This window comes from Bradyrhizobium xenonodulans (assembly GCF_027594865.1).
GTDB lineage: Bacteria > Pseudomonadota > Alphaproteobacteria > Rhizobiales > Xanthobacteraceae > Bradyrhizobium > Bradyrhizobium xenonodulans.
Window position 1 is genome coordinate 3,854,311 of sequence record NZ_CP089391.1, and the last position, 22,708, is coordinate 3,877,018.

Consider the following 22,708-nt stretch of genomic DNA (forward strand, 5'->3'; position numbering starts at 1 on the left):
AACAATAAGAGGGAAGCGCCATGTCCGATCTCTCCGCCGTCAAAGCCCTCGTCTTCGACGTGTTCGGTACGGTCGTGGACTGGCGCACCAGCCTGATCACCGACTTCATGTGGTGGGCGAGGGGCCGCGGCATCAGTGCCGACTGGACCGCCCTGGTCGACGGCTGGCGCGGCATGTACATGGCCTCGATGGACGACGTGCGCCAGCATCCCGAGCGTGGTTATGTCATGCTCGACGACCTGCATCGCCGCTCGCTGGAAAAGCTGGTCGAGCAGTTCGCGATCAAGGGCTTGACCGAAGCCGATCTCGATTACCTCACCAAGGGCTGGCATCGCCTCAATCCCTGGCCCGACAGCGTCGCAGGCCTGACGCGCCTCAAGACGAAGTTCGTGATCTCCCCGCTGTCGAACGGCAATGTCGCGCTGCTCACCAACATGGCGAAGTTCGCAGGCCTCCCGTGGGACCTCGTCATGTCGGCCGAGCTGTTCGAGCACTACAAGCCCGATCCCGAGACCTATCTTGGCGCAGCAAGGCTGCTGTGCCTGAAGCCGGAAGAGGTGATGATGGTCGCCGCCCACAACGGCGACCTCGCCGCCGCCCAGAAGAACGGGCTGAAGACGGCGTTCGTCGCAAGACCGACAGAGTATGGCCCGCTGCAGAAGGTCGACTTCGAGGCGACCGGCAACTGGGACGTCGTCGCCAAGGATTTTGGTGGGGTTGCCGACAAGTTGGGGTGCTAGCGGCGTACCAGGCTCCTGAACTCCGGAAGACGTCAGATGAAGCAATCAGTGTCTTTGATCGTCGCTGGAATCGCAGCCCTGATGAATACTCTCGTCGCTGCACATGCCGAGGAGCGGGTGATTTCCACCAAATCGGGCGGCCAGGTCGACTTTCAGATCGACGGCAACGGTCCCGTCATCTTGATGATCGCATCGCTGGGGCGCGGCGCTTCCGACTTCGATGATTTGTCAAATCGTCTGGTTGCATCAGGGTTCACGGCTGTTCGTCCGCAGCCGCGTGGGATCGGCAAGAGCACCGGCCCGACCAATGGTGTCACATTGCATGATCTCGCTGCGGATGTCGCAGCGGTCATCGAGTCCCTCGGTGCCAAGCCCGTCATTGCAATCGGTCACGCTTTTGGACAACGGGTCGGACGGACGCTTGCATCTGATCGCCCGGACCTGGTCCGGGCCATGATCATGGTCGCCGCGGGAGGCAAGGCTCCGCTCAAGCCCGGTGCGCAGGAAGCCTTGGCTGGCAGCTTTCGCCTCGATCAACCGATCGAGAAGCGGATGCAGGACGTGAAATTCGCGTTCTTTGCCCCGGGCAACGACGCGAACGTTTGGCGCGAGGGATGGTATCCTGACGTATCGAAGGTCCAGATGTCGGCGTTGCGCGCGACCCCCGTCGAGGGCTGGTGGAATGCCGGTTCGACGACTCCGCTCCTGGTGATCCAGGGATTGCAGGATGCGGTAGCGCCGCCTGCGAACGGCCACATGATGAAAGACGAAATGGGTGATCGCGTCGAATTGGTCGATATCGACGGCGCAGGCCATGCCATGCTGCCCGAGCAGCCGGAAGCAATTGCTTCGGCAATTGTCAATTTCTCGCGCAAGCTGCCCAGCAAGACCCCGAAGCAGTAAGCGCAGGAACGATGACGGTTCGTCTTAATCTCATCACGCTTTAGGCGCCGTCTCGTCGACGCCGCCCGCTTCGCCCATCGTGTCCGGCAGCGTCATCGGCCTGCGGCATGCCGTCTTCGATACGCGCAATAGCTGCGAGCAGATCGCCGCCGGACGCAATCTCGTCGACGCCACGCCGCACGCGGCGCGGCAGCGCCTGCGCCCGATCCTGATGACGTCGCTCGCCTTCATCCTCGGCGTGCTGCCGCTGGCGGTGGCGACCGGGGCGGGCTCCGCCAGCCAGAACGCGGTCGGCATCGGGCTCGCCGGCGGCATGATCGCGGCAACCGTGCTGCGCATCTTCTTCGTCCCCGCGCTGTTCATTCTGGTGAAGGGGATATTCCCCGGCGGGCGAACGGAGACGGCCACCTCGAATCCTCCAACGGCCGCGGAGCTCGCGGAATAGACGGGCACCATGAATCCGGACGGCGCGTGCGCCGCCCGGATTTGATCTGACGAACTACAACGTCATCTGCATCGGTTCGGGATAATAATGGAAGCCCTCTCCGGCCTTGGCGACATGGCCGTAGCCGGGCCAGGCGAAGTGATAGGACATCACCGGCGTCTTGTTGGCCGCAAGCATGGTCAGCAATTTGACGCGCGATTCAGCCGCCTGCTTCGGATCGGTGTCGTAGGAGAATTCCATCCGCGGCCGCTCCAGCAGCAGCACGGAATGGTGCGAGAGGTCGCCGAGGAAGGCAAACGACTTGCCGGCCGACGAGACCATGAAGATGGTGTGGCCAACGGTATGACCGGGCGCCGAGATCGCCTGCACGCCGGGCAAGAATTCCTGACCGTCCTTGAAGAACACGATGCGGTCGCGGACCGGCAGCAGGTTCTTGCGGGCGTGAACCACGAAGTCCTTGGCCGGACTGCCGAGCTTGCCTTCATCGGTCCAGAAGTCGAAATCGGTCTGCGAGATGTAGATCTGCGCGTTCGGAAACAGCGGCTTGCCGCCGTCGTCCACGATGCCGCCGATATGGTCGATATGGGCATGCGAGCACACCACCGCATCGATATCCCCCGGCTTGATGCCGGCCTCGGTCATGCTCTTTTGTTGCCGTCCGGTGGTGGCGCCGAACATCTTGGAGCTGCCCATGCCGGTATCGAAGAGGATGAGCTTGTCGCCGGTGTTCACGATCGGTGAATTCTGCTCGAGCACCACATTGTCCGGCGACAGGAAATTGTCCGCCAACATCTTCTTCACCTCCTCCTTGGGAACGCCGGTGAAGGTCCCGGAGGGATCGCCGAGCGGCAGCGGCCCGTCGGAGACAATGGTGACCTCGGCATCGCCGAGAACGAAGCGGTGCCAGTAGGGAGTCTGAGTGCCGAGTTTGGGAGCCCGCGCCATCGCGCTGCTGCCGAACATGGCACTGGCACCAAGGCCAGCTCCGAGGGCGAGTAGGGACCGACGTGAGACATCGAGTGTCATGCGTTTCCTCCACTTTTCTTTTGATCTGCGCGAGTTTTCGCGCGTCATGTTCGGCCTGAGGCCGGCAGTGGGGATGCTGCGAATGAATGTGTCGCGATTGTGTCTGCTGACCGCGCGTTGCGGCAGGAGCGCACGAATCTTTTGACGTCACGATGGCGCGCGCGTCCCCAGCCGTTCGACGAAGCGCACGAGGTAACCATCCGGGTCCTGGACGAGGAATTCGCGTTGGCCGCATTCGAGCTCGCCGACCCGGTACCAGGCTTCGTTCGGCTGCTCGTAGAGCGGCCAGCTGGCGTCGCCGAGAGTCTTCAGCATCGGATCGATGCGATCGACGACCATCTGGAAATTGACGCCACGTCCGAATGGACGCTGCATCTCGGCGGTCTCCCAGCGTCGGTTCAACTCGCAAAGCATCACCTGCAAACGTCCCCTGACGAGATAGGCAAACCGTGCATCGGGGCGGTCATAAGCGATTTCGAAGCCGAGCAGGTCCCGCCAGAACGACAGGCTGGCTTGAATGCTGGAAACGCCGAGTTCGGGGACGAGATCGGCAAAGCCGCCTTGCGGCGCGCTTCCCGTGCTGTCGGAGGTCGCGCGCGCGACGGGATCTGAGAGCAGCGGGTCGGACATTGCGGCCTGGCCTGAAGTCGTGATCGATGTGCGAGGCGGTTATGGCAGCGAAACGGCACGATGGATAGAAGCCGGATCGTCGAACGGATGTCTCATGCGATCTTCAGCGTGAGGTCGTTGCCTTCCGTTTCGGCAAAGCCCGCCTGCAGCACCTCTTCGCGCTTGTGGCGCAGATGCGCGCGCAGGATGTGGGAGAGGCCGGCACCGTCGCGGCGCTGGAGCGCGTTGAGGATCGCCTCGTGTTCCTTCACGGCGAGCGCCCAGCGTTGCGGCGTCATCGGCGTGACGTAACGCGCGCGGCGAATGCGCGCGGTCACGGACGCATACAGCCCCGCGAGCGCGGGGTTTCCGGCCGCGGCGACGATGGCCTCGTGGATGGCGCGGTTGCCGCGGTAGTACTGGATCAAATCGCCTTCGCGATAATGCTGCACCATGTCCGCATGCGCGGCCGCGATCGCGTCGAGCTCGGCATCGGTGATGCGCTCGCAGGCGAGCTCGCCGGCGAGGGCTTCCAGCCCCTGGCAGACCTCGAACAGGTCGCGCATGTCCTTGTCGGTCAGCTTTGCCGCGCGCGAGCCGCGATGCGGCAGTAGCTGCACGAGCCCTTCGGCGGCGAGCACTTTCAGCGCCTCGCGCAGCGGCGTGCGCGAGATCTGGAGCCGATCGCACAGCTCGCGTTCGGGAATTCGCGCGCCCGGCGTGATTTCGCCGTCGAGCAGGATGGCGCGGATGCGGCCGACGACCTCCTCATGAAGCATGGGATCGATCTCTGTTTTGCATGCAAAAATTGAGAAATAGGCTCATGAGACGAAATTATAGCTTGAATATCTGAATTTTTGCATTCAAAAATGCAGAAAACAAGAGGACATGAGGAAATGGACAGGGCACCGGAGGCGGACGACCTCGTTTTTGAATGCAAGGATGGCATCGGGCGGATCACCTTCAACCGCCCGCAGGCCCGCAACGCCTTCACCTTCGCCATGTACGAGCGCCTCGCGGCGATCTGCGAGGCGGCCAACGACGATCGCTCCCTCAAGGTGCTGGTGCTGCGCGGGGCCGGCGACAAGGCCTTCGCTTCCGGCACCGACATCAACCAGTTCCGCGCGTTCAACACGCCGCAGGACGCCATCGACTACGAGAACCGGATCGACCGTGTGCTGACCACGCTGGAGCAGTGCCGGGTGCCGACCATCGCGGCGATCAACGGGTTCTGCACCGGGGGCGGCGCGGGCATTGCCGCCGCCTGTGACCTCCGCATCGGCACCAGAAGCGCGAAGATCGGATTTCCCATCGCCCGGACGCTCGGCAATTGCCTGTCGATGTCCAATGTCAGCCGTCTCACCGCGCTCATCGGCGCCGCGCGCGTCAAGGACCTGATCTTCACCGCGCGTCTCGTCGAGGCCGAAGAGGCCGCAAGCGTCGGGCTGCTCGGCGAGGTCGTCGAGGATCTTGCTGCGCTCGACAAGCGCGCCGAGGAGGTCGCCCGGCTGCTTGCCGGTCACGCGCCGCTGACGCTGACCGCGACCAAGCAGGCCGTCGCCCGCCTGCAACGGCGGCTGATGCCGGACGAGGGCGAGGACCTCATCCTGATGTGCTACACGAGCCAGGATTTTCGCGAAGGGCTCGATGCTTTCCTCAACAAGCGCGCGCCGCAATGGCGCGGTCAATAGGACGCTCCGATGCAAAGCGATCGATCGCAATCCTCCTCCCGCCGGTCGGGACCGCTCGCCGGCCTCAAGGTCGTCGATCTCACCCATGTCATGGCTGGGCCGACCTGCACGCTGATGCTGGCCGACATGGGCGCCGACGTCATCAAGATCGAGAAATCGCCGAACGGCGACGACACCCGCCATTCGGTGCCGCCGAAGATCGGCGATGAGGCCGCCTCGTTCCTGATGATGAACCGCAACAAGCGCGGCATCGTGCTGGATCTGAAGACCGAGGGCGGCAAGCAGGTGCTGCGGCGGCTGATCGCGGACGCCGACGTGCTGGTCGAGAATTTTGCGCCGGGCGCGATGGAGCGTCTCGGCTTCGGCTATGAGGCGCTACACCAGCAGTTTCCGTCGCTGATCTACTGCTCGTTGTCCGGCTTCGGCCGCACCGGTCCCTACAGGCACCGCAGGGGATTTGACCTCGTCGCGCAGGCCATGAGCGGCATCATGAGCTTTACCGGCGAGCGCCCCGACGGTCCGCCCGTGAAATGCGGCCCGCCGCTGTCGGACATCACCGCCGGACTGCTCGCGAGCATGGGCATCCTCGCGGCCTACACGCACCGCCTCAAGACCGGTGAGGGGCAATGGGTCGAGACCTCGCTTTTCGAAGCCGCGCTGGTGCAGACCTATTGGCAGTCCACGATCGCGCTGGCGGCGGGCACTGCGCCGCGCGCGATGGGCTCGGCGCATCCGCTCAACGCGCCGTATCAGGCGTTCGAGGCTTCCGACGGCTGGCTGGTGGTCGGCGGCGCCAACAAGAAGCACTGGCTGTTGATGCTGGAGGCGCTCGGCGCGAGCGAGCTTGCCGGCGATCCGCGCTTCGTCAACGGATCCGACCGCATGGCGAACCTGACGCAGCTCGAAGCGGTCTTAAGCGAGCGTTTCCGCACAAAATCGCGCGCGCATTGGCTGGCGGCACTGGACGAGAAGGGCGTGCCCTGCGGACCCGTGCACGACATGCTGGAAGCTTTAAGCGATCCGCAGACGCTGGCGCGCGAGATGGTCGTCGAGGTCGAGCACTCCACGCTCGGTCCCGTCAAGACGATCGGTCTTCCCGTGAAGTTTTCGGAGACCCCGGGGAAAGTGCTGACAGGCGCGCCGGTCTATGGTGAGCACACAAGCGAAGTTCTGGCCGAGCACGGGTTCGACCAGAAGCAGATCGAAGCGCTCGAACAAGAAGGCGCGATCGTCCTGGGCTCAGCAAGACGCGAGGAACGCGTCGCCTGAGCCGGCATCGACACAACACAAAGCAAACAAAAGCTGGAGGAAATCATGGGTCGGACGTCAACGTTTCTGCTTTCCGCGGCCGCTTCCGTGCTTGCCGGCACGATGCCGGCGCTCAGCGCCTGGCAGCCGCAAAAGCCGATCGAGTTCATCGCCACTGCCGGCCCGGGCGGCGGCACCGACAATCTCGCGCGTGCCGTGCAGAACATCGTCACCAAGTACAAGCTGACGGAGCAGCCGATCGTCGTCGTCAACAAGGGCGGCGGCAGCGGTGCGGAAGGCTATGTCTACGGCAAGGCGTCCGCCGGCGATCCGCATAAGGTGATCTTCGGCACCTCGAACGCCTGGCAGCAGCCGCTCGTCTCCAAGGTCGCCTTCAACTACACCGATCTCACCCCGATCGCGGCGATGGCGCAGGACGAGTTCTTGCTCTGGGTGAAGCAGGACGCGCCCTACAAGACGGCAGGCGACTATCTCAAGGCGGCCGCATCCGGTGAATTCAAGATGGGCGGCGCGCAGTCCAAGGACACCGACGAGGTGTTGACGCGCATGATCGAGAAGGCCGGCAAGGTCAAGCTGACCTACATCCCCTTCAAGAGCGGCGCCGAGACCGCCGTGCAGCTCGCCGGCGGACACCTCGATTCCCACGTCAACAATCCCAGCGAGAGCCTCGGGCAGTGGCGTGGCGGCACGCAGCGGCCGCTTTGTGTCTTCAGCCCGAAGCGGCTGCCGCAGGGTCCGAAGGTCACCGCGACCGAGGGCTGGAGCGACGTGCCGACCTGCGTCGAGCAGGGGCTCGACATCAAGCAATACGAGCAGCCGCGCACGGTGTGGCTGCCCGGCAAGGTGACGCCGGATCAGTCCGCGTTCTATGTCGACCTCATGAAGAAGGTGCAGGCGACGCCGGAATGGAAGGACTACATCGAGAAGACTTCCCAGGTCGACACCTTCCTGACCGGCGCCGAGCTCGACAAGTTCATCAAGGACGACCTCGAACACGTGAAGCAGGTTGCGGGCGAGCAGGGCTGGCTCGTCAAGTGAGGCGGGGCGGGCACATCGCCTGCGGCTATCCTTCGAGACGCCCGCCTGCGGCGGGCCCTCAGGATGAGGTCGCGCGTTGCGGCGAGATATCAGTCCCTCATGGTGAGGAGCCCGCCAAAGCGGGCGTCTCGAACCATGCAGGCCGAGTTCGTTCGGCGCGCTCGCCGCTATCGCTTGAGACAGCCCATGCCTTCAGAGGTATCGCGCCATGATCTCGCGCCGCGCGCTCGAACTTGCGACCGCTGTCCTCACCGGCGGCTTTGGTATGGCCGTCGTCGTCTCCAGCCTCGACAACGGCATCGGCTGGTCGAGCGCGGGCGTGGATGCCGGCACGTTCCCGTTCCTGACCGGAATCATCATCGTGCTCGGAAGCCTCACCAATCTGGTGCGAGGTGTGCTGCCGGCTGCAACGCTCGCCAGCGTTCCCATCGCCATCACACCGCTTGAGCTGCGCCGTCTCGCCGGCCTGTTCGTGCCGGCGGCGATCTTCGTGGCCGCGATCCCGCTGGCCGGGATGTATGTCGCCTCGTCGCTCTATGTCTTCGCGGTGCTCGCAATCCCCCGGCATCAATCCGTGCCGCGTGCGCTGGGTATGGCGGCGGCCACGGCGCTCGCACTCTACGTCGTGTTCGAGCGCATGTTCCAGGTCAGCCTGCCGCACGGCGCGCTCGCTGCCGCGCTCGGCTTCTGACGGAGCGGTCGATGGATAATCTCCAGGAACTCCTGCACGGCTTCACCATCGCGGTCACCGTGCCGCATCTGCTGCTGATGGCGGTCGGCGTGCTGCTCGGCATTCTCGTCGGTGTGCTGCCGGGGCTGGGCGCGCCGAACGGGGTGTCGCTGCTGTTGCCGCTGACCTTCGGCATGCAGCCGGTCTCGGCGATCATCCTGCTCTCCAGCATGTATTGGGGCGCGCTGTTCGGCGGCTCCGTGACCTCGATCCTGTTCAACATCCCCGGCGAGCCGTCGTCCGTCGCAACCACCTTCGACGGCTACCCGATGGCGCGTGACGGCCGGCCGACCACGGCGCTCGCGACCGCCTTCGGCTCGGCGGCGTTCGGCGCGCTGATCGGCGTCATCCTGATCACCTTCCTGGCCTCCTGGGTGGCGCAGGTCGCGCTCGCCTTCGGACCGGCTGAATATTTCGCGGTCTATTTCCTGGCCTTTGCCAGCTTCGTCGGCATGGGCGGCGCGGCGCCGGTCAAGACCGTCGTGGCACTCGCCATCGGCTTTGCGATCGCCGCGATCGGCATCGACACGGTGTCCGGCAGCGTCCGCCTCACCATGGGCGTGGACGAGCTGGTCAAGGGCGTGAACTTCGTCGTCGCGGTGATGGGCCTGTTCGGCATCGGCGAGCTGCTGGTCGCCGTCGAGGAGGAGTTTCATGCCCGCGCGGTGTCATCGAAAATCGACTGGCGCGAGGTGTTTCGTGCGGTCGGCCGGCTGCCGCGGCATGGCGTGGCGCTGCTGCGCAGCGCGGCGATCGGATGCTGGATGGGGATCACGCCGGGCGGCCCGACCGCGGCATCCTTCATGAGCTATGGCATTGCCCGCCGCTTCTCGCGCCGCGGCCGCTATTTCGGCACCGGCGAGGTCGAAGGCATCATCTCGCCGGAGACGGCCGATCATGCCGCCGGCACCAGCGCGCTGCTGCCGATGCTCTCGCTCGGCATTCCCGGCTCGGCAACCGCGGCCGTGATGATGGGCGGCCTGATGATCTGGGGACTCAACCCCGGACCGATGCTGTTCGTCGACCAGAAGGACTTTGTCTGGGGCCTGATTGCCTCGATGTATGTCGGCAACATCGTCGCGGTCGCGCTGGTGCTGCTGACCGTTCCGGTCTTCGCCGCCCTGATGCGGATTCCCTTCGTGATCATCGCGCCGCTGATCGTGATCATCTGCGTCGTTGGCGCCTATTCGGTGTCGAACTCCTATCTCGACGTCGTCATGATGCTCGGCTTCGGGATCGTCGGCTATCTCTTCAAGAAACTGTTCTATCCGCTGGCGCCGCTCGTCCTCGCGATCGTGATCGGCGACAAGGCCGAGGATGCGTTCCGGCAATCGATGCTGATCTCCAGGGGATCGCTGGGGATCTTCTTTGCCAACAAGCTGGTGACGTGCCTGGTGGTGGGCGGCATCGTGCTGTTGCTGCTTCCGCTGGTGCTTCAGTTTGCGCGTGTCTTCCGCAAGCCCGCGCCATCCACCGACGAGACGACGACCCAAGAGACAACTCGAGAGAAGGTGATCATATGACCGCGAAGTCGCTGATTGCGCTGGCGATGGGAGATCCCGCCGGTATCAGTCCCGAGCTGACCGCAAAGCTCGTGGTGCAGGACGATATTCGCGCCTGCGGCCGGATCGTCGTGATCGGTGACCGCCGCATCTTCGACGCGGGCGCCCGCATCGCCGGCGTCAAGCCGGAGCTAACGGTGGTGAAGCAGGGGAGCGACCTTCAGGCAGCGAAGGGAGAGCTGTTGTTCGTCGATCTCGGCCATCTCGATCCCCAAGACGTCGAACCGAAGACGGCGACCCTCGCCGGCGGAAAATTCGCGCTGGCAAACTACAAGCATGCGCTCGAGCTCGGTCGCGACGGCCGCGTCGATGCCGTCTGCTTCACGCCGTTCAACAAGCAGGCGATGCGGCTGGCCCGCGCCGAGTATGACGACGAGATCGCGTTTTCCGCCGAGGTGGTCGGGCTCAAGACTCCCGCCAGCGAATTCAACGTGCTCGACCGGCTCTGGAACGCGCGCGTCACCTCGCACATTCCGCTGAAGGACGTCGCAGCAAAGCTGTCCAGCGAACGCATCCTTCGCGCGCTTGAGCTGACCGACGCCTGCATGCGCAATGCCGGCTTTGCGCGGCCGCGCATCGCGGTCGCCGGGCTCAATCCGCACGCCGGCGATGGCGGCAATTTTGGCCGCGAGGAGATCGACATCATTGCCCCGGCGGTTGCGGCCGGCCAGCGCGAAGGCATCGCCGCCGAGGGGCCGTTTCCCGCCGATACCGTGTTCCTCCGCGCCAAGGCTGGCTCATTCGATGCGGTGCTGACCATGTACCACGACCAGGGCCAGATCGCGATGAAGCTGATGGGCTTCGATCGCGGCGTGACCTTGCTCGGCGGTTTCCCATTCCCGATCTGCACGCCCGCGCACGGCACGGCCTATGACATTGCCGGGCAGGGTGTCGCGTCCATCGGTGCGAGCCGGGCTGCGCTGCTGCTCGCGGCGGAGATGGCGGCGCGGCGCGTCGCTTGATTTCCTCCGATGGGAGGAGGACGCTTGATTGTGCCTCTGCCGGTCGCGCGCAGCTTCAGGCGTTCCGGGAAAAAGTAGAAACTTCCGTCGTCGTCAAGAGTTGCCGTCCCATGAACGTCTCCATCCCGGAGCTGCAACATGGTCGACGACGACCCGCTACGAATGGCGGTGGATATTGCTTGGTCCGTCTACCGGGCCCGGCATCGCCACGTCGATGCCGCGGATAGTCGTCGTTGCCTGCTCGAGCGTCATCTGCACGGGAGATGGGAAGCGGGCGAGAGCGATGCCGAAGAACTGACGGGATTCGGGATTGCCTACCTCGATCGGCTTCCCGACGACGAATGTTGAGGCTCATGGAGGGGCTCGTCTGCCGGGTCGCGGCCGCAAGTGCCAGGCCGAATTGGACGCTGCTCGCAATTTCGAACCTTCTGTCCGCCGCGATCGTGCTGATCGTGCGTGCGGCGGTTTAGCGGGAGGCTTCCATGCGCATCGCTCAGCTTGCTCCCCTGGCCGAAAGCGTCCCTTCGAAGCTCTACGGCGGCACCGAGCGGGTCGTGGCCTGGCTGGTGGATGGGCTGGTCGAACTCGGCCACGAGGTTACGCTGTTTGCGAGTGGCGATTCCTGGACGAACGGCAAGCTTCATCCGGTCTGGCACGGAAGGTGCGCGCCCGACTCGAGGAGCGCTTCTCCGCGAGCCGAATGGCGAGACAATACGAAGACCAGTACCGCAGGCTGGCTGCCGCCGCAGCTCGGGAATTCAACAAAGAGCCGGCAGAAATGTGAAAGGACACGGCGATGTCGCTCGGAAAAGCGGGGCAGATTTTCGTCTTTCTTCTTTTCGCGCTGGCGGCCCCGCCAGTGTTCGCTGCCGAGATGACCGCGGACGCCATCAATTCCGCCCAGCCATCGAAGAAGACGCTCTCGAATGAAAAACCAACCCCGGCGGGGGTACGGCTGCAGGTCCTTCTGGACAGGGCGCACTTCTCGCCCGGCGAGATCGACGGCAGGTTCGGAGAGAATGCCAAGAAGGCACTGCGAGCCTATGCGGAAGCACGGCAATTACCGAGCTCGGACGTCCTGACAGAGGATGTCTGGAAGGCGATGATGCAGGCGGACGGTCGGCCTGTGATGGCGACCTACACGGTCATGGAGCAGGACGTGGCGGGCCCGTTCCTGCGCAAGCTGCCGTCAAAAATGGAGGACATGAAGGAAATCCCGAAGCTTGGTTTCACCAGCCCGCGCGAGGCGCTCGCCGAGAAATTTCACATGAGCGAGCAATTGTTGATCGCGCTCAACCCGGGACGGCACTTCGATCGTGCCGGCGACAGCATCGTTGTGGTGGACACCTCCAGCGGGGGCGGCGGCGCACCCGCCAAGGCCGATAGGGTCGAGGTCGACAAGGTCAGGCAGACGGTGAAGCTGTTCGACAAGTCGAATGCGCTGATCGGATTTTATCCGGCGACCGTCGGAAGCGAAGAGAAGCCTTCGCCTTCGGGCACGCTCAAGATCACGGAGATTAGCCGCAATCCCTATTACCGTTACAATCCCGCCTATCACTTCAAGGGTGTCCGTTCCCGCAAGCCCTTCACGATCAAGCCCGGTCCGAACAATCCGGTCGGCACGGTGTGGATCAACCTGTCCGCTGAAGGCTACGGCATTCACGGTACGCCTTCGCCCGAAAAGATATCCAAGGCGGAGTCCCATGGCTGCGTGCGTCTCACCAATTGGGACGCCGAACGTGTCGCAGCAAGCGTGTCGAAAGGTACGCCGGTCGCGTTTGCAGAGAGCTCCCCATGATGCAAGCGGCTGTCGGCGGCCGCTCGCTGACACGGCGCTACTTCACGATTGGCGTGGTCAGCTCCTTGTCGGCCGTATCCACCACGAACACGGCCAGCAGCTTTGCGGGCTCGGTGTCGCTGGCATTGGCGCTGACGGCATGGCGGTCGCCGGGCTTTTCGAAGAAGTTCTCGCCCTTGTGAAAGACTTTTGCGGGGCCGTCATTGACCTGGCTGCGGATCGTGCCTTCCAGCACCGTGGCATAGATGAAGGCCGAGGGCGCGTGGATGTGGGCCGGCGACGAGCCTCCGGGACCATACTCGACCAGCACGCCTTTCATGCTCTTGCCGGGCACATTCGGCAGCGCCTGGTCGAACACGACCGACACTTTTGCCTGTGGCGCCGGCTCGGCCGCGTGCGTTGTCAGGATAGATGCGGCATAAACCGCGGTTGCGGCCAGCAATGTACGCATGGGGATCTCCTTCTCAGAGGTTCGCGAGCCATCTTGCGAGCGGGATTTTTCCGAGCCGCGCCTCGCCGAGCGGGTTCAGCGATGTGTCGTCGATGGCGGCGCCGTAATACGGCGCCTTCGAGTCTCCCACCACTGGCCGGGCGTCACCGGACGCCTTCAGGCGGCGCGCGATGAAGTCGTTGAAGGGGGCTTTCTCGGGCCCCGCGATGTCGATCGTGCCGTTGAGCGGCCGGCCCGTTGCGACCTCCGCGAGGCGATCAGCGACGTCTTCGGCGGCGATTGGCTGAAATTGTGCGGACGGGACAACGATCTTTCCTTGGACCACAGCCGTTTCGGCAATGGCGCCGAGGAATTCGAAAAACTGCGTGGCGCGCACGATCGAGTAAGGGACCGAGCCGGATTTGATGATGGTCTCCTGGGCGAGCTTGGCACGGAAATACGCATTGTCGGGAGACCGCTCGGTCCCCACGATCGACAGCGCCACGTGATGCTTCACGCCCGCGGCCGCCTCCGTCGTGACGAGGTTCTTGCTCGACCGCTGGAAGAAATCGAGCACGGCGGCGGGCTCCCAGGACGGCGCGTTGGCGACGTCCACGACGACATCGGCACCCGTCAGCGCCGCAGCGAGGCCTTCACCGGTCACGGCATTCACGCCGGATTTCGGCGAAGCTGCCACGGCGTCTTGGCCCTGCTGCTTCAACTTCGCCACGAGCTTGGACCCGATCAATCCGGTCCCACCAATCACGACGATCTTCATGGCATGTCTCCCTCGGTCAGTCAGGAACGCGAGACGATCACAGTCGGTGGAAACTCGCACGCCCGCGTCAATGAACGTGATGCAGGGGCGACTCTATCCGGCCCATGGCACCGGCTCTTGCCTGGACCGTGCGCGGTTTGCCGAAAAATGCTCAAGCGAGGGCGCGGGAGGTCACGTTGGCGTGGGGCCTATCGTGCCAAACCAAACGGGGAAAAGTGTGGCGCGCCTCACTGACTGCTTTGGGTTGTGAGATGGTTTGGGCCGCATTTCACTTGTCAACGAGCATCGCATTCTGCCGGTGTTTTGCCCGACGAGTCAAAGTGCTTCGAAGACGCCAAACGCCGAGGACGCGCGCCCGAAAACACCAAGGAAAACAATCCCCCGCTTACTGTGCATGGGGTTGTTTTTCCGATTTTTGATCCGGGCGTGGGCTACGCCGTGCGATTTTGGCGCGGGCGCCTCACGCCCCGCAGATGATGACGCCGTACCAGCCGAGGCCCCGATAGGTCTCGTAGCCCGGAGTTGCATGGAACGCGACCATCGTGCCCGAGCGGTCCTGATAGAAGCCGGAGCGCTGGCCGTTGAGCGACAGCGAGATGCGCTCGCTCAAAATACCCTGGCCGTCGGAGGCGGCGATGACCCGAAGGTTCGAGTCGACCAGCAGCACGCGGGCCTTGTCGCTGTCGCCGACGCGGACGCCCTGGACGATGGCGCGGGCCTGCGCCTCCCAGTCGAAATGGATGGCGAGAACGCCGATCGGCGCGCCGCTGGCCTGGCCGCCGGCGCGGACGCTGGCGCAATAGGTGGCGACCTGCGCGTTGCCGAGCAGCGGCTGGTTCTCGACGTCGCCGGCGACGTAGTCGTCGCCGGAGCGCAAGGTCTTCGCCTCGCGAAACCATTTGGTGTGGGCGACGTTCTGGCCGACGGCGCGAAAGCGGTCGGCACGCCCGTTGGCGATGACATTGCCGTCGAGATCGCAGAGCCAGAGGTCGAGATAGACGGTGTAGGCCCCGAGGATCACGCCGAGGCGTTGCGAGACATGGGAGACGGCTGCGGCGCTGGGGGAGGCCGCGCAATCGACCACTGCGGAATCGGTCGCCCACCAGCGCACGTCGCAGGTGCGCTCATAGAGGTTGCGGTCGATCAGCTCGATGGCGTTGAGCGACAGGTCGACCATACGCTCGCCACGCGAGCGCTGGCTCATCCGGTCGATCGAGGCGACGAGATCGCCGGTACGCTTGGTCAGCTGGCTCTCCAGCTCGCGGGCGATGGTCTCGACCTGCTGGCCGACGCCGCGCACCTCCTGCGCCACCACCGCGAAGCCCGCGCCTTGCGCGCCGGCGCGCGAGCTCTCGATCAGCGCATTCAGTGCCAGCATCTTCATCTGGTTGGTGATCTGCTGGATCGATTTGGTCTTGTCGACTGCGATCTGGTTGACCTCCGCAGTGAGGCGATTGATCAGCGCGGAGATGTCGGAATCATCGTCGGCGGGTTCGGCGGCAATCGGCTTGGCTTTCAGACCCAGCGCAGCAGACATCGGGGACTTCCCTTGGCAATGAGGTCTGATCTGCAATGAACCCGGAACAAATCACGTCAGATCGAATACGAATCTTTTTCGAAGATTTCGCCTAACGCCTGCTTAATTTGCTGTTCCTCCGACTGCCCAAATGATAGTCAGCCGGCGCAGCAAAGTGGCAATCCACCGCTTTGTGCGGCGCGGACATTGCAAACCCCAGGGGATTCCGGGTCAATCGTTCCGCCAGCGGATCGATGCGATACCTCCGCCTACGGGTTCCTCAAGCCAACCGCAACTCATGACGCCACCCACCACCGCCTTGCCCGTCGAGACGCCCCAGGCGTTCCTGGGGGTGGCGCGTTCGCTTACCGACAAGCTCTGGCGCGACCGGCTGGATGGGCGCGGGGCGGCCAGGGCGCTTGCCATCGTGCAGCGGCACCAATTGCCCGAGTTGCTGGCGCGGGTGCTGGCGGGCCGCGGCGTCGACATCGACGCGGTCGCCGACTTCCTCGATCCGACCATCCGCAAGCTCCTGCCGGACCCCTATACGGTGACGGAGATGGAGGCTGCTGCGAAGCGGATTGCGGATGCGGCGGCTAGGAGCGAGAAGGTCGCGATCTTCGGCGATTACGACGTCGACGGCGCGACCTCGGCGGCGCTGCTCGCCTGGCATTTGCGCCATTGCGGGCTCGATCCGCTGATCCACATTCCCGACCGCATTTTTGAAGGCTACGGCCCCAATGTCGAGGCCGTGCGCGGGTTGGCGGCCAAGGGCGCCACGCTGCTCGTGACCGTCGATTGCGGCACCACCAGCCTTGAGCCGCTGGCCGAAGCAAAGCGGCTCGGCATGTCCGTGGTCGTGATCGATCATCACCAGGCCGGCGACGTTCTTCCTGAGGTCGACGCACTGGTCAACCCGAACCGGCTCGACGATCTCTCCGGCCTTGGCCATCTCGCCGCAGTCGGCCTCGTGCTGGTGACGCTCGTCGCCGTCAATCGCGAGCTGCGCCAGCGTGGCTTCTGGAGCAGCGAGATGCCCGAGCCGGATCTGCTCGGCATGCTGCATCACGTCGCGCTCGGCACCGTCGCGGATGTGGCGCCGCTGATCGGCCTCAACCGCGCCTTCGTCGCCAAAGGGCTGATCGCGATGCGGCGACGCGACCATGTCGGCCATACTGCGCTGATGGACGTGGCGCGGCTCAACGGCCCGCCGGAGGCCTGGCATCTCGGCTTCATGCTGGGGCCGCGCGTCAATGCCGGGGGTCGCATCGGCCGCGCCGATCTCGGCGTGCGGCTGTTGCTGGAAGGCGATAGCGTCGAGGCCGCGCGGATCGCAGCCGAGCTCGACCGCCTCAACAGCGAGCGCCGCGTCATCGAGCAGGCCGCCGAAGCCCAGGCCGAAGCCGAGGCGCTGGCCTCGATCGGGCTTGAGGACAAGCTCGGCGTGATCGTCACGGCGTCCGAGGGTTGGCATCCCGGCGTGGTCGGCCTCGTCGCCTCCCGGTTGAAGGAGAAGTTTTCGCGGCCCGCCTTTGCCATCGCGCTCGAGCCCGGCGGCATCGGCACCGGCTCGGGCCGCTCGATCGCCGGCGTCGACCTGGGCAAGGCGGTGCGGCAGGCGGTCACTGATGGCATTCTGTTGAAAGGCGGCGGCCACGCGATGGCCGCGGGCGTGACGCTGCGGAAAGAGAAGCTCGCCGAATTCCGCGCCTATCTCGAAAATGCGTTGGCGCAGGACGTCGCCGAGGCGCGTCATGTCAACGAGCTCTATATCGACGGCGCAGTCTCCGCGCGCGCGGTGACAACGGAGCTTGCGGCGACGCTCAACCGCGCGGGGCCGTTCGGCAGCGGCAATCCGGAAGCCGTGCTGGCGCTGCCGGCGCATCAGCTCGTCTATGCCGACGAGGTCGGGCAGGCGCATCTTCGCCTGCGCTTCAAGTCGGGCGACGGTGCCATCGTCAACGGCATCGCGTTCCGTTCGGTCGGCCAGAAGCTCGGCAATGCTTTGGTGGCGAACCGCGGCCAGCAATTGCATGTCGCGGGATCGTTGTCGGTCGACCGCTACCAGGGTGCCGAACGCGTGCAGTTCCGCGTCGTCGATGTCGCACTGCCGGACCAGGGGCCATCCGTGATCAGATAACGCAAGATCCGACGAGGTCATGCGGCAAAAATAAACCGCTCAAACAACAAAAAGGGAGTGAACATGGCAGGGCAGGTTGAGGGCAAGGTCGCGCTGGTGACGGGCGGCGCCTCGGGCATTGGCGAGGCCATCGTCGAGCTGTTCGCCCGCGAAGGCGCAACAGTTGTCATCACCGACATCGACGAACTGCGCGGCCCCGAGCTCGCCAAGCGCGTGACAAAAGCCGGCGGCAAGGCCATCTTCCTGGAGCAGGACGTCACCTCCGAGGAGCGCTGGATCGAGATCGTCGCCGACGTTGCGAAGCGTTACGGCCGACTCGACATCATGGTCTCAAATGCCGGCATCGGCATTGCCGTGCCCTCGATCGTCGACATGACGCTCGCGGACTGGCGCAAGCAGAACGCGATCAACCTCGACGGCGTGTTCCTGTCGGTCAAGCATTGCCTGCCCTTGATGCGCAAGACCGGCGGCGGCTCGATCGTCATGATGTCCTCGCTCGCAGGCCTGCGTGGTTCGCCCGGTCTGTCAGCCTATTCGCTGACCAAAGGCGGCGTGCGGCTGTTCGCCAAATCGATCGCGATGGAATGTGCCGCAGCAGGCGACGGTATTCGCGTCAACTCGGTCCACCCCGGCATCATCGACACGCCGATCTGGGGCAAGATCCCGACCGGGGCGACCGGCGCCGGCCAGAACGCACCGATCGATCCCGAGGAGCGCGCCAAAGTCGTGACGCCGCTCGCCCGCGCCGGCCAGGCTTCGGAGATCGCCAGCGGGGTGCTGTATCTGGCCTCTGATGCCTCGCGCTATGTCACCGGCAGCGAGCTCGTCATCGACGGCGGCATGAACGCGGGTGGCGTGCCGCGTCGGGCGTAGTCGACGCAGGGCAGGGTGGCGGGACGAGGGGCTGACGCTGGCGCGTCCCCCCTGTACAAGGCCGGGAGCCGATCAAACGAGGTTTCTCTCTGCCATGGCGCACAGCCTGTCTCACGCCGCTTCATCCGCGTCCGCAACCGCTTCAGTGGGGTCGAACCGGCCGGATCTCGCCACCGACGCCATTCGCACGGCGCGCGAGGATCTCGCCGCCTGTTTTCGGATGGCGGCGCGCAACGGCTTTGAGGAAGGCATCTGCAACCACTTTTCCGCCGTGGTGCCCGGTCATGACGATCTCTTCCTGGTCAACCCGTACGGCTACGCCTTCCGCGAGCTGACGGCGTCAAAACTGCTGATCTGCGACTTCCACGGCCACGTGCTCGATGGCGAGGGCGTGCCCGAGGCGACCGCCTTCTACATCCACGCCGAGATGCACAGGCGCCTGCCGCGCGCCAAGGTCGCCTTCCACACCCACATGCCCTACGCCACGGCGCTGTCGATGACCGAAGGCGATCCGCTGATTTGGGCCGGCCAGACCGCGCTGAAGTTCTACGGCCGCACCGCAGTAGACCGCGACTATAACGGCCTCGCGCTCGACAACCGCGAGGGCGCGCGCATCGCCTCAAGCGTCGGCGATGCCGACATCGTCTTCATGAAGCATCATGGTGTGATGGTGCTGGCCCCGACCATCGCGGAGGCCTGGGACGATCTCTATTATCTCGAACGCGCCGCCGAGGTGCAGGTGCTGGCGATGTCGACCGGGCGCAAGGTGCTGCCGGTCGACCCCGCGATCGCGGCCGAAACCTACAGGCAGATGCGCGAGGGTGATTCCGAATCCGCGCGGCTGCATCTCGCGGCGATCCGCCGGCAGCTGGATGCCGAGGAGCCGCAGTACAGGCACTGAGGCGGCTTACGACCCCTGCCGCAGCTTCGCCAGCACCTTCAGCCCGCCATAGCCATCCGCCGGCGTGATGCCGGCGCGTTGCTGGAAATCCTTGATCGCCTTCATGGTGTCGTTGCCGACGCGGCCGTCGGTGCCGCCGGTGTCGAAGCCGGCCTTGGTCAGCCGCGTCTGCATCTCCTGCACCTCGGCAAGCGTCAGCGCGCGTTCGGAGCCGGGGAAGGGCTGGATGAAGGGCGGCGCGCCGAGGCAGCGGTCGCCGAGATGGCAGATCGCCAGCGCATAGTTCATCGAGGGATTGTAGCTTTTCACCGAGTAGAAATTCGGTCCGAGCAGGAAGGTCGGCCCGCCCGCGACCGGCGTCCACATCTGCGCGGAGGCATTCGGCTGCGGGAATGGCTGACCGTCGGCACGGCTGACGCCGGCCGCCTGCCAGGCCGCATAGCTCTTGCTGCCACTCATGTTGCCGGCGGCGCGCACCTCGTAGCCCCAATGCTCGCCGCGGTGCCACTTGCCGCGATTGACGAGATATTTTGCGGTCGAACCCAGCGCGTCGTCGGGCTTGCCGAACGGCGACACCTTGCCGTCGCCGTCATAGTCGATGCCGACATTGAGCCAGACCTCCGGCATCCATTGCGAATGCCCCATCGCGCCGGCCCAGGAGCCCTGCATCTGCTCCGGCGTGCTCCAGCCCTTGTCGACGATGCGCAGCGCGTTGATCAGCTCGGTCTCCCAATAGGCCTTGCGGCGCGGCTCGTTCCAGGCGAGCGCGGCGAGTGAGGGAAATACCGGCGTCATGTGGTTCTGCTGCACCAGCGGATCGCCATAGGCGGACTCGACGCCCCACAGCGCCAGCAGCGTGCCGCGCTCGACGCCGAAGTCGCGCTCGATGCGCGCCAGCAGCGCCTCGTTGTTCTTCAGCGCGATCTTGCCGTTGATGATGCGCCAGTCGGAGACACGGCGATTGATGTATTGCCAGACCTGCTCGTGGAATTCGGGCTGGCTGCGCATTTGCTTGAACACGCTCATGTCCGGCTCGACCCGCGCCATCGCCCGCTGCCACGTCGCAGCGGAGATGCCCTTGGCCATGGCGCGTGCGCGAAAACTCTCGCGCCATTCATCGAAGCCCGGAGGCGCGGCGAGGATTTGCGTTGGCGACGCGAGCAGGGCGGCCGCGCCGAGCGTGGATTTGAGCAGGGCGCGGCGGGTGTGATGGGCCGAGGAATCAGCTTGTTTCATGGAGGTATCCTAGCCGGAAACATGGCTCGTGTGAGTCGGTTCCTGGAACGCGGGGAACAGGCCTGTCCGCCGGAACAAAGTGTCGCACTGAGGCATTCCCTCCGCACGACAATGAGGAGGACGAGATGAAGAAATATCTGTTTGCCGCTGCATTAGTCACCGCTGTTGCGGCGCCTGCGTTCGCCGATGAAGTCGGCGTTCATGTCGGCCCGGTCGGCGCCGGCGTGACGGTCGGACAGTCCCACGAATATCGTGAGCGGGACCGTGATCGCGACCGCACCACGGTCATCAAGGAGCGCGAGCCATCGAACCGCACCACCGTGATCAAGAAGGAAGATGAATTCGGCAATCGCAGCAAGACCGTGATTCATCACGACAACGACTGACGGAACAGGGCCCCGGCTTGGCCGGGGCCGCCTTCCGCACGCAGCCTGTTCTCGAGCATTCGGGGTGGAATGAAGATACGCGCACATGCCGAGAGCCATGTCGTCGAACTCGACGACGGATCGCAATGGAAGATTTATCCCGGCGATCTCGCAACGACGCTGAGCTGGAAGCCCGACACCGATCTGCACCTGGAGCGAAGCGGCGAGCGGGTGAGTTCGCATGTGCTGGTGAATGGCACCGATCAAAGCCGCGTACGCGTGATCGCCGCGGGTGAGAGCTGGCCCGACGGCGAGGTTAAGAAAGCGTTGAAGGGTGGCTAGCTCGCGCCTGCGCCGCGCCGGATATCCCCAATTTTAAGCCTGCCGCTTACGGTCGGTTCGCGTCCGTCTGCGTAGGATACGCGCATGCGGGAGCTGTTCGACATCATCCGTGCCAATCCCTGGCCGTTCGGCGCAGGACTGTTCGTCGTGATCCTGATGATCATTGCCGAGAACTTCGGCCGCGGCATTCAAGGCGGCGGCGACCCCGGTGGCGACTTCTCGGATGCCGGCGGATGCGACGGTGGTGACGGAGGCGGCGGCGACTAGGCTTGGTCGTCCTGCAATTCGGTTGCGACGTTAGCGAGCCAGCGGCGAATGCTCGCCTCGGCCTTGGCATCGAGGCCGGCCGCAAGCCGCTTCTCCAGCGCGATCACGCGCTCCCTGCAAGCCTTCAACAATGTCGTGCCCCGCGGCGTCAGCGTCCATTGCTGGATGCGGCCGTGGACGGGATGCGGCGTCATCAGAATCGCGCCGTCGCGCTCGAGATTGCGGATGATCACGCCGACCGTCTGCGGCGTCAGGAAGGTGAGGCGGGCGACGTCGGCGCCCGACAGGCCCGGATAGGCATTCAGCATCGTCAGCACGGCAAATTGCGGCGAGGTCACGCCGAGATCGGCAAGGGTCCGTTCCATCGTCAGCCGGACGGCGGCATGGGCCTGGCGCAGGAGATAGCCGAGATAGCCTTGTTCGCCGCGCTTGCCTTCGCCTGCGGCAGGCACGCGAACGGCGCCGCCCTCGGCGGGCGGCGGCGACTTGCGCAAGGTTTTCGATCTCGTGATGTCAGCGGTCTTGCGTATCATGTAAGAGCTCTTATACAGTGTAAGCACACTTACAATAAGACGAGATGAACGGCAATGTCACACGCCCGCAGCGAATACGAGGATTTCAAGACGATCGCGCCCGATGCGTATGAGCTGGTGCTGGCCCTCGGCCAGCTGGCGGCCAAGGCGGGTCTCGACAAGCAGCTCCTCGAGCTCGTCAAGCTGCGCGCCTCGCAGATCAATGGCTGCGCCTTCTGCGTACAGCATCACATCCTCCTCTCCGAGCGCATCGGCGTTCCCGTGGACAAGCTCAATCTGGTCGCAGTGTGGCGCGAGGCGCCGGTCTTTTCCGCGCGCGAGCGCGCCGCGCTGGCCTGGGCCGAGGCGCTGACCTTCCTGCCCGACGGCGTCAGCGAGGAGGTCTATGCGGAGGCCTCCCGTGAATTTTCCGCGACCGAGCTGATGTACCTGACCTCGGCGGTCGCCTCGATCAATGTCTGGAACCGGTTTGGCGCGGCCTATCGCTGGACCCCGGCGAAGCGACCCGTCGCGAATGCCGCGCCGTCTTGACTGCCACAAGGGGAAAACAAAGG

Annotated in this window: 26 protein-coding genes and 1 pseudogene; 19 read left to right on the top strand and 8 right to left on the bottom strand. The window is 64.7% G+C overall.

Annotated features, from left to right (window positions below):
• The first annotated feature begins 20 nt into the window (after nucleotides 1-20).
• From I3J27_RS17990 to I3J27_RS18000, 3 genes are all read left to right on the top strand, one after another.
• Nucleotides 21-740, top strand: coding sequence for a haloacid dehalogenase type II (locus I3J27_RS17990; RefSeq protein WP_270171931.1), 720 nt, complete (start codon nucleotides 21-23; stop codon nucleotides 738-740).
• Between the two features lie 36 nt (nucleotides 741-776).
• Nucleotides 777-1,643 (top strand): alpha/beta fold hydrolase, encoded by an 867-nt coding sequence (locus I3J27_RS17995; protein WP_270171933.1) that lies wholly within the window; start codon nucleotides 777-779, stop codon nucleotides 1,641-1,643.
• Nucleotides 1,644-1,722: 79 nt separating this feature from the next.
• Nucleotides 1,723-2,088, top strand: coding sequence for an efflux RND transporter permease subunit (locus tag I3J27_RS18000; protein ID WP_370691962.1), 366 nt, complete (start codon nucleotides 1,723-1,725; stop codon nucleotides 2,086-2,088).
• A gap of 54 nt (nucleotides 2,089-2,142) precedes the next feature.
• Here I3J27_RS18000 and I3J27_RS18005 read toward each other — a convergent pair whose 3' ends face one another.
• The 3 genes from I3J27_RS18005 to I3J27_RS18015 form a co-directional block, all read right to left on the bottom strand.
• Nucleotides 2,143-3,114, bottom strand: coding sequence for an MBL fold metallo-hydrolase (locus I3J27_RS18005; RefSeq protein WP_270171935.1), 972 nt, complete (start codon nucleotides 3,112-3,114; stop codon nucleotides 2,143-2,145).
• Between the two features lie 147 nt (nucleotides 3,115-3,261).
• Complete coding sequence (locus I3J27_RS18010) at nucleotides 3,262-3,744, bottom strand: bleomycin resistance protein (RefSeq protein ID WP_270171937.1); 483 nt, start codon at nucleotides 3,742-3,744, stop codon at nucleotides 3,262-3,264.
• 92 nt (nucleotides 3,745-3,836) lie between these two features.
• Entirely contained in the window at nucleotides 3,837-4,502 is a 666-nt protein-coding gene (locus I3J27_RS18015) for a GntR family transcriptional regulator (RefSeq protein WP_270171939.1), read from the bottom strand.
• A 117-nt stretch (nucleotides 4,503-4,619) separates the two neighbouring features.
• Between I3J27_RS18015 and I3J27_RS18020 the strand changes: the two genes are divergently transcribed.
• From I3J27_RS18020 to I3J27_RS18060, 9 genes and pseudogenes are all read left to right on the top strand, one after another.
• The gene (locus I3J27_RS18020; RefSeq protein ID WP_270171941.1) at nucleotides 4,620-5,414 is read left to right on the top strand and encodes an enoyl-CoA hydratase/isomerase family protein; all 795 of its coding nucleotides are present in this window, start codon (nucleotides 4,620-4,622) and stop codon (nucleotides 5,412-5,414) included.
• Between the two features lie 9 nt (nucleotides 5,415-5,423).
• Nucleotides 5,424-6,683: a CaiB/BaiF CoA transferase family protein gene (locus I3J27_RS18025; RefSeq protein WP_270171943.1), complete on the top strand. Its 1,260-nt coding sequence runs from the start codon at nucleotides 5,424-5,426 to the stop codon at nucleotides 6,681-6,683.
• Between the two features lie 45 nt (nucleotides 6,684-6,728).
• Nucleotides 6,729-7,721 carry a Bug family tripartite tricarboxylate transporter substrate binding protein gene (locus tag I3J27_RS18030; RefSeq protein ID WP_270171945.1) on the top strand — a complete coding sequence of 331 codons (993 nt, stop codon included), beginning with the start codon at nucleotides 6,729-6,731 and terminating at the stop codon, nucleotides 7,719-7,721.
• Nucleotides 7,722-7,929: 208 nt separating this feature from the next.
• Nucleotides 7,930-8,412, top strand: coding sequence for a tripartite tricarboxylate transporter TctB family protein (locus I3J27_RS18035; RefSeq protein WP_270171947.1), 483 nt, complete (start codon nucleotides 7,930-7,932; stop codon nucleotides 8,410-8,412).
• An 11-nt stretch (nucleotides 8,413-8,423) separates the two neighbouring features.
• Nucleotides 8,424-9,974, top strand: a complete 1,551-nt coding sequence (locus I3J27_RS18040; protein ID WP_270171949.1) for a tripartite tricarboxylate transporter permease — start codon at nucleotides 8,424-8,426, stop codon at nucleotides 9,972-9,974.
• A complete protein-coding gene (locus I3J27_RS18045) occupies nucleotides 9,971-10,975 on the top strand; it encodes a 4-hydroxythreonine-4-phosphate dehydrogenase PdxA (protein WP_270171951.1) in 1,005 nt (334 codons plus the stop codon). The genes I3J27_RS18040 and I3J27_RS18045 overlap by 4 nt, the downstream gene beginning before the upstream one ends.
• Before the next feature lie 138 nt (nucleotides 10,976-11,113).
• Nucleotides 11,114-11,323 carry a hypothetical protein gene (locus I3J27_RS18050; protein WP_270171953.1) on the top strand — a complete coding sequence of 70 codons (210 nt, stop codon included), beginning with the start codon at nucleotides 11,114-11,116 and terminating at the stop codon, nucleotides 11,321-11,323.
• A 134-nt stretch (nucleotides 11,324-11,457) separates the two neighbouring features.
• Nucleotides 11,458-11,673 (top strand): annotated as a pseudogene (locus I3J27_RS18055) (glycosyltransferase family 4 protein); the annotation flags it as partial.
• 98 nt (nucleotides 11,674-11,771) lie between these two features.
• A complete protein-coding gene (locus I3J27_RS18060; protein WP_270171955.1) occupies nucleotides 11,772-12,773 on the top strand; it encodes a L,D-transpeptidase family protein in 1,002 nt (333 codons plus the stop codon).
• Between the two features lie 37 nt (nucleotides 12,774-12,810).
• Here the strand turns inward: I3J27_RS18060 and I3J27_RS18065 are convergent, their stop codons facing one another.
• From I3J27_RS18065 to I3J27_RS18075, 3 genes are all read right to left on the bottom strand, one after another.
• Entirely contained in the window at nucleotides 12,811-13,224 is a 414-nt protein-coding gene (locus tag I3J27_RS18065; protein ID WP_270171957.1) for a cupin domain-containing protein, read from the bottom strand.
• A 13-nt stretch (nucleotides 13,225-13,237) separates the two neighbouring features.
• A complete protein-coding gene (locus tag I3J27_RS18070; RefSeq protein ID WP_270171960.1) occupies nucleotides 13,238-13,981 on the bottom strand; it encodes an SDR family oxidoreductase in 744 nt (247 codons plus the stop codon).
• A gap of 460 nt (nucleotides 13,982-14,441) precedes the next feature.
• Entirely contained in the window at nucleotides 14,442-15,518 is a 1,077-nt protein-coding gene (locus I3J27_RS18075; protein WP_270171962.1) for a methyl-accepting chemotaxis protein, read from the bottom strand.
• 277 nt (nucleotides 15,519-15,795) lie between these two features.
• On the opposite strand from I3J27_RS18075, the gene recJ reads away from it, so the two are divergent.
• From recJ to I3J27_RS18090, 3 genes are all read left to right on the top strand, one after another.
• Entirely contained in the window at nucleotides 15,796-17,637 is a 1,842-nt protein-coding gene (recJ, locus tag I3J27_RS18080; protein ID WP_270171964.1) for a single-stranded-DNA-specific exonuclease RecJ, read from the top strand.
• Nucleotides 17,638-17,700: 63 nt separating this feature from the next.
• The gene (locus I3J27_RS18085) at nucleotides 17,701-18,510 is read left to right on the top strand and encodes an SDR family NAD(P)-dependent oxidoreductase (protein WP_270171974.1); all 810 of its coding nucleotides are present in this window, start codon (nucleotides 17,701-17,703) and stop codon (nucleotides 18,508-18,510) included.
• 94 nt (nucleotides 18,511-18,604) lie between these two features.
• On the top strand, nucleotides 18,605-19,411 hold the full coding sequence (locus I3J27_RS18090; protein ID WP_270171976.1) for an aldolase: 807 nt from the start codon (nucleotides 18,605-18,607) through the stop codon (nucleotides 19,409-19,411).
• Nucleotides 19,412-19,417: 6 nt separating this feature from the next.
• Here I3J27_RS18090 and I3J27_RS18095 read toward each other — a convergent pair whose 3' ends face one another.
• Nucleotides 19,418-20,647 carry a lytic murein transglycosylase gene (locus I3J27_RS18095; protein WP_270171979.1) on the bottom strand — a complete coding sequence of 410 codons (1,230 nt, stop codon included), beginning with the start codon at nucleotides 20,645-20,647 and terminating at the stop codon, nucleotides 19,418-19,420.
• Nucleotides 20,648-20,772: 125 nt separating this feature from the next.
• On the opposite strand from I3J27_RS18095, the gene I3J27_RS18100 reads away from it, so the two are divergent.
• From I3J27_RS18100 to I3J27_RS18110, 3 genes are all read left to right on the top strand, one after another.
• Nucleotides 20,773-21,033, top strand: a complete 261-nt coding sequence (locus I3J27_RS18100; protein WP_270171981.1) for a hypothetical protein — start codon at nucleotides 20,773-20,775, stop codon at nucleotides 21,031-21,033.
• A 69-nt stretch (nucleotides 21,034-21,102) separates the two neighbouring features.
• Nucleotides 21,103-21,354, top strand: a complete 252-nt coding sequence (locus I3J27_RS18105; RefSeq protein WP_270171983.1) for a hypothetical protein — start codon at nucleotides 21,103-21,105, stop codon at nucleotides 21,352-21,354.
• 84 nt (nucleotides 21,355-21,438) lie between these two features.
• Nucleotides 21,439-21,621, top strand: coding sequence for a hypothetical protein (locus I3J27_RS18110; protein ID WP_270171985.1), 183 nt, complete (start codon nucleotides 21,439-21,441; stop codon nucleotides 21,619-21,621).
• Here I3J27_RS18110 and I3J27_RS18115 read toward each other — a convergent pair.
• The gene (locus I3J27_RS18115; RefSeq protein ID WP_270171987.1) at nucleotides 21,618-22,154 is read right to left on the bottom strand and encodes a MarR family winged helix-turn-helix transcriptional regulator; all 537 of its coding nucleotides are present in this window, start codon (nucleotides 22,152-22,154) and stop codon (nucleotides 21,618-21,620) included. The two genes, I3J27_RS18110 and I3J27_RS18115, sit on opposite strands and share 4 nt — an antisense overlap.
• A gap of 54 nt (nucleotides 22,155-22,208) precedes the next feature.
• Here I3J27_RS18115 and I3J27_RS18120 point away from each other — a divergent pair, with 54 nt between their 5' ends.
• Nucleotides 22,209-22,685, top strand: a complete 477-nt coding sequence (locus I3J27_RS18120; RefSeq protein ID WP_270171989.1) for a carboxymuconolactone decarboxylase family protein — start codon at nucleotides 22,209-22,211, stop codon at nucleotides 22,683-22,685.
• Nucleotides 22,686-22,708: the final 23 nt, after the last annotated feature.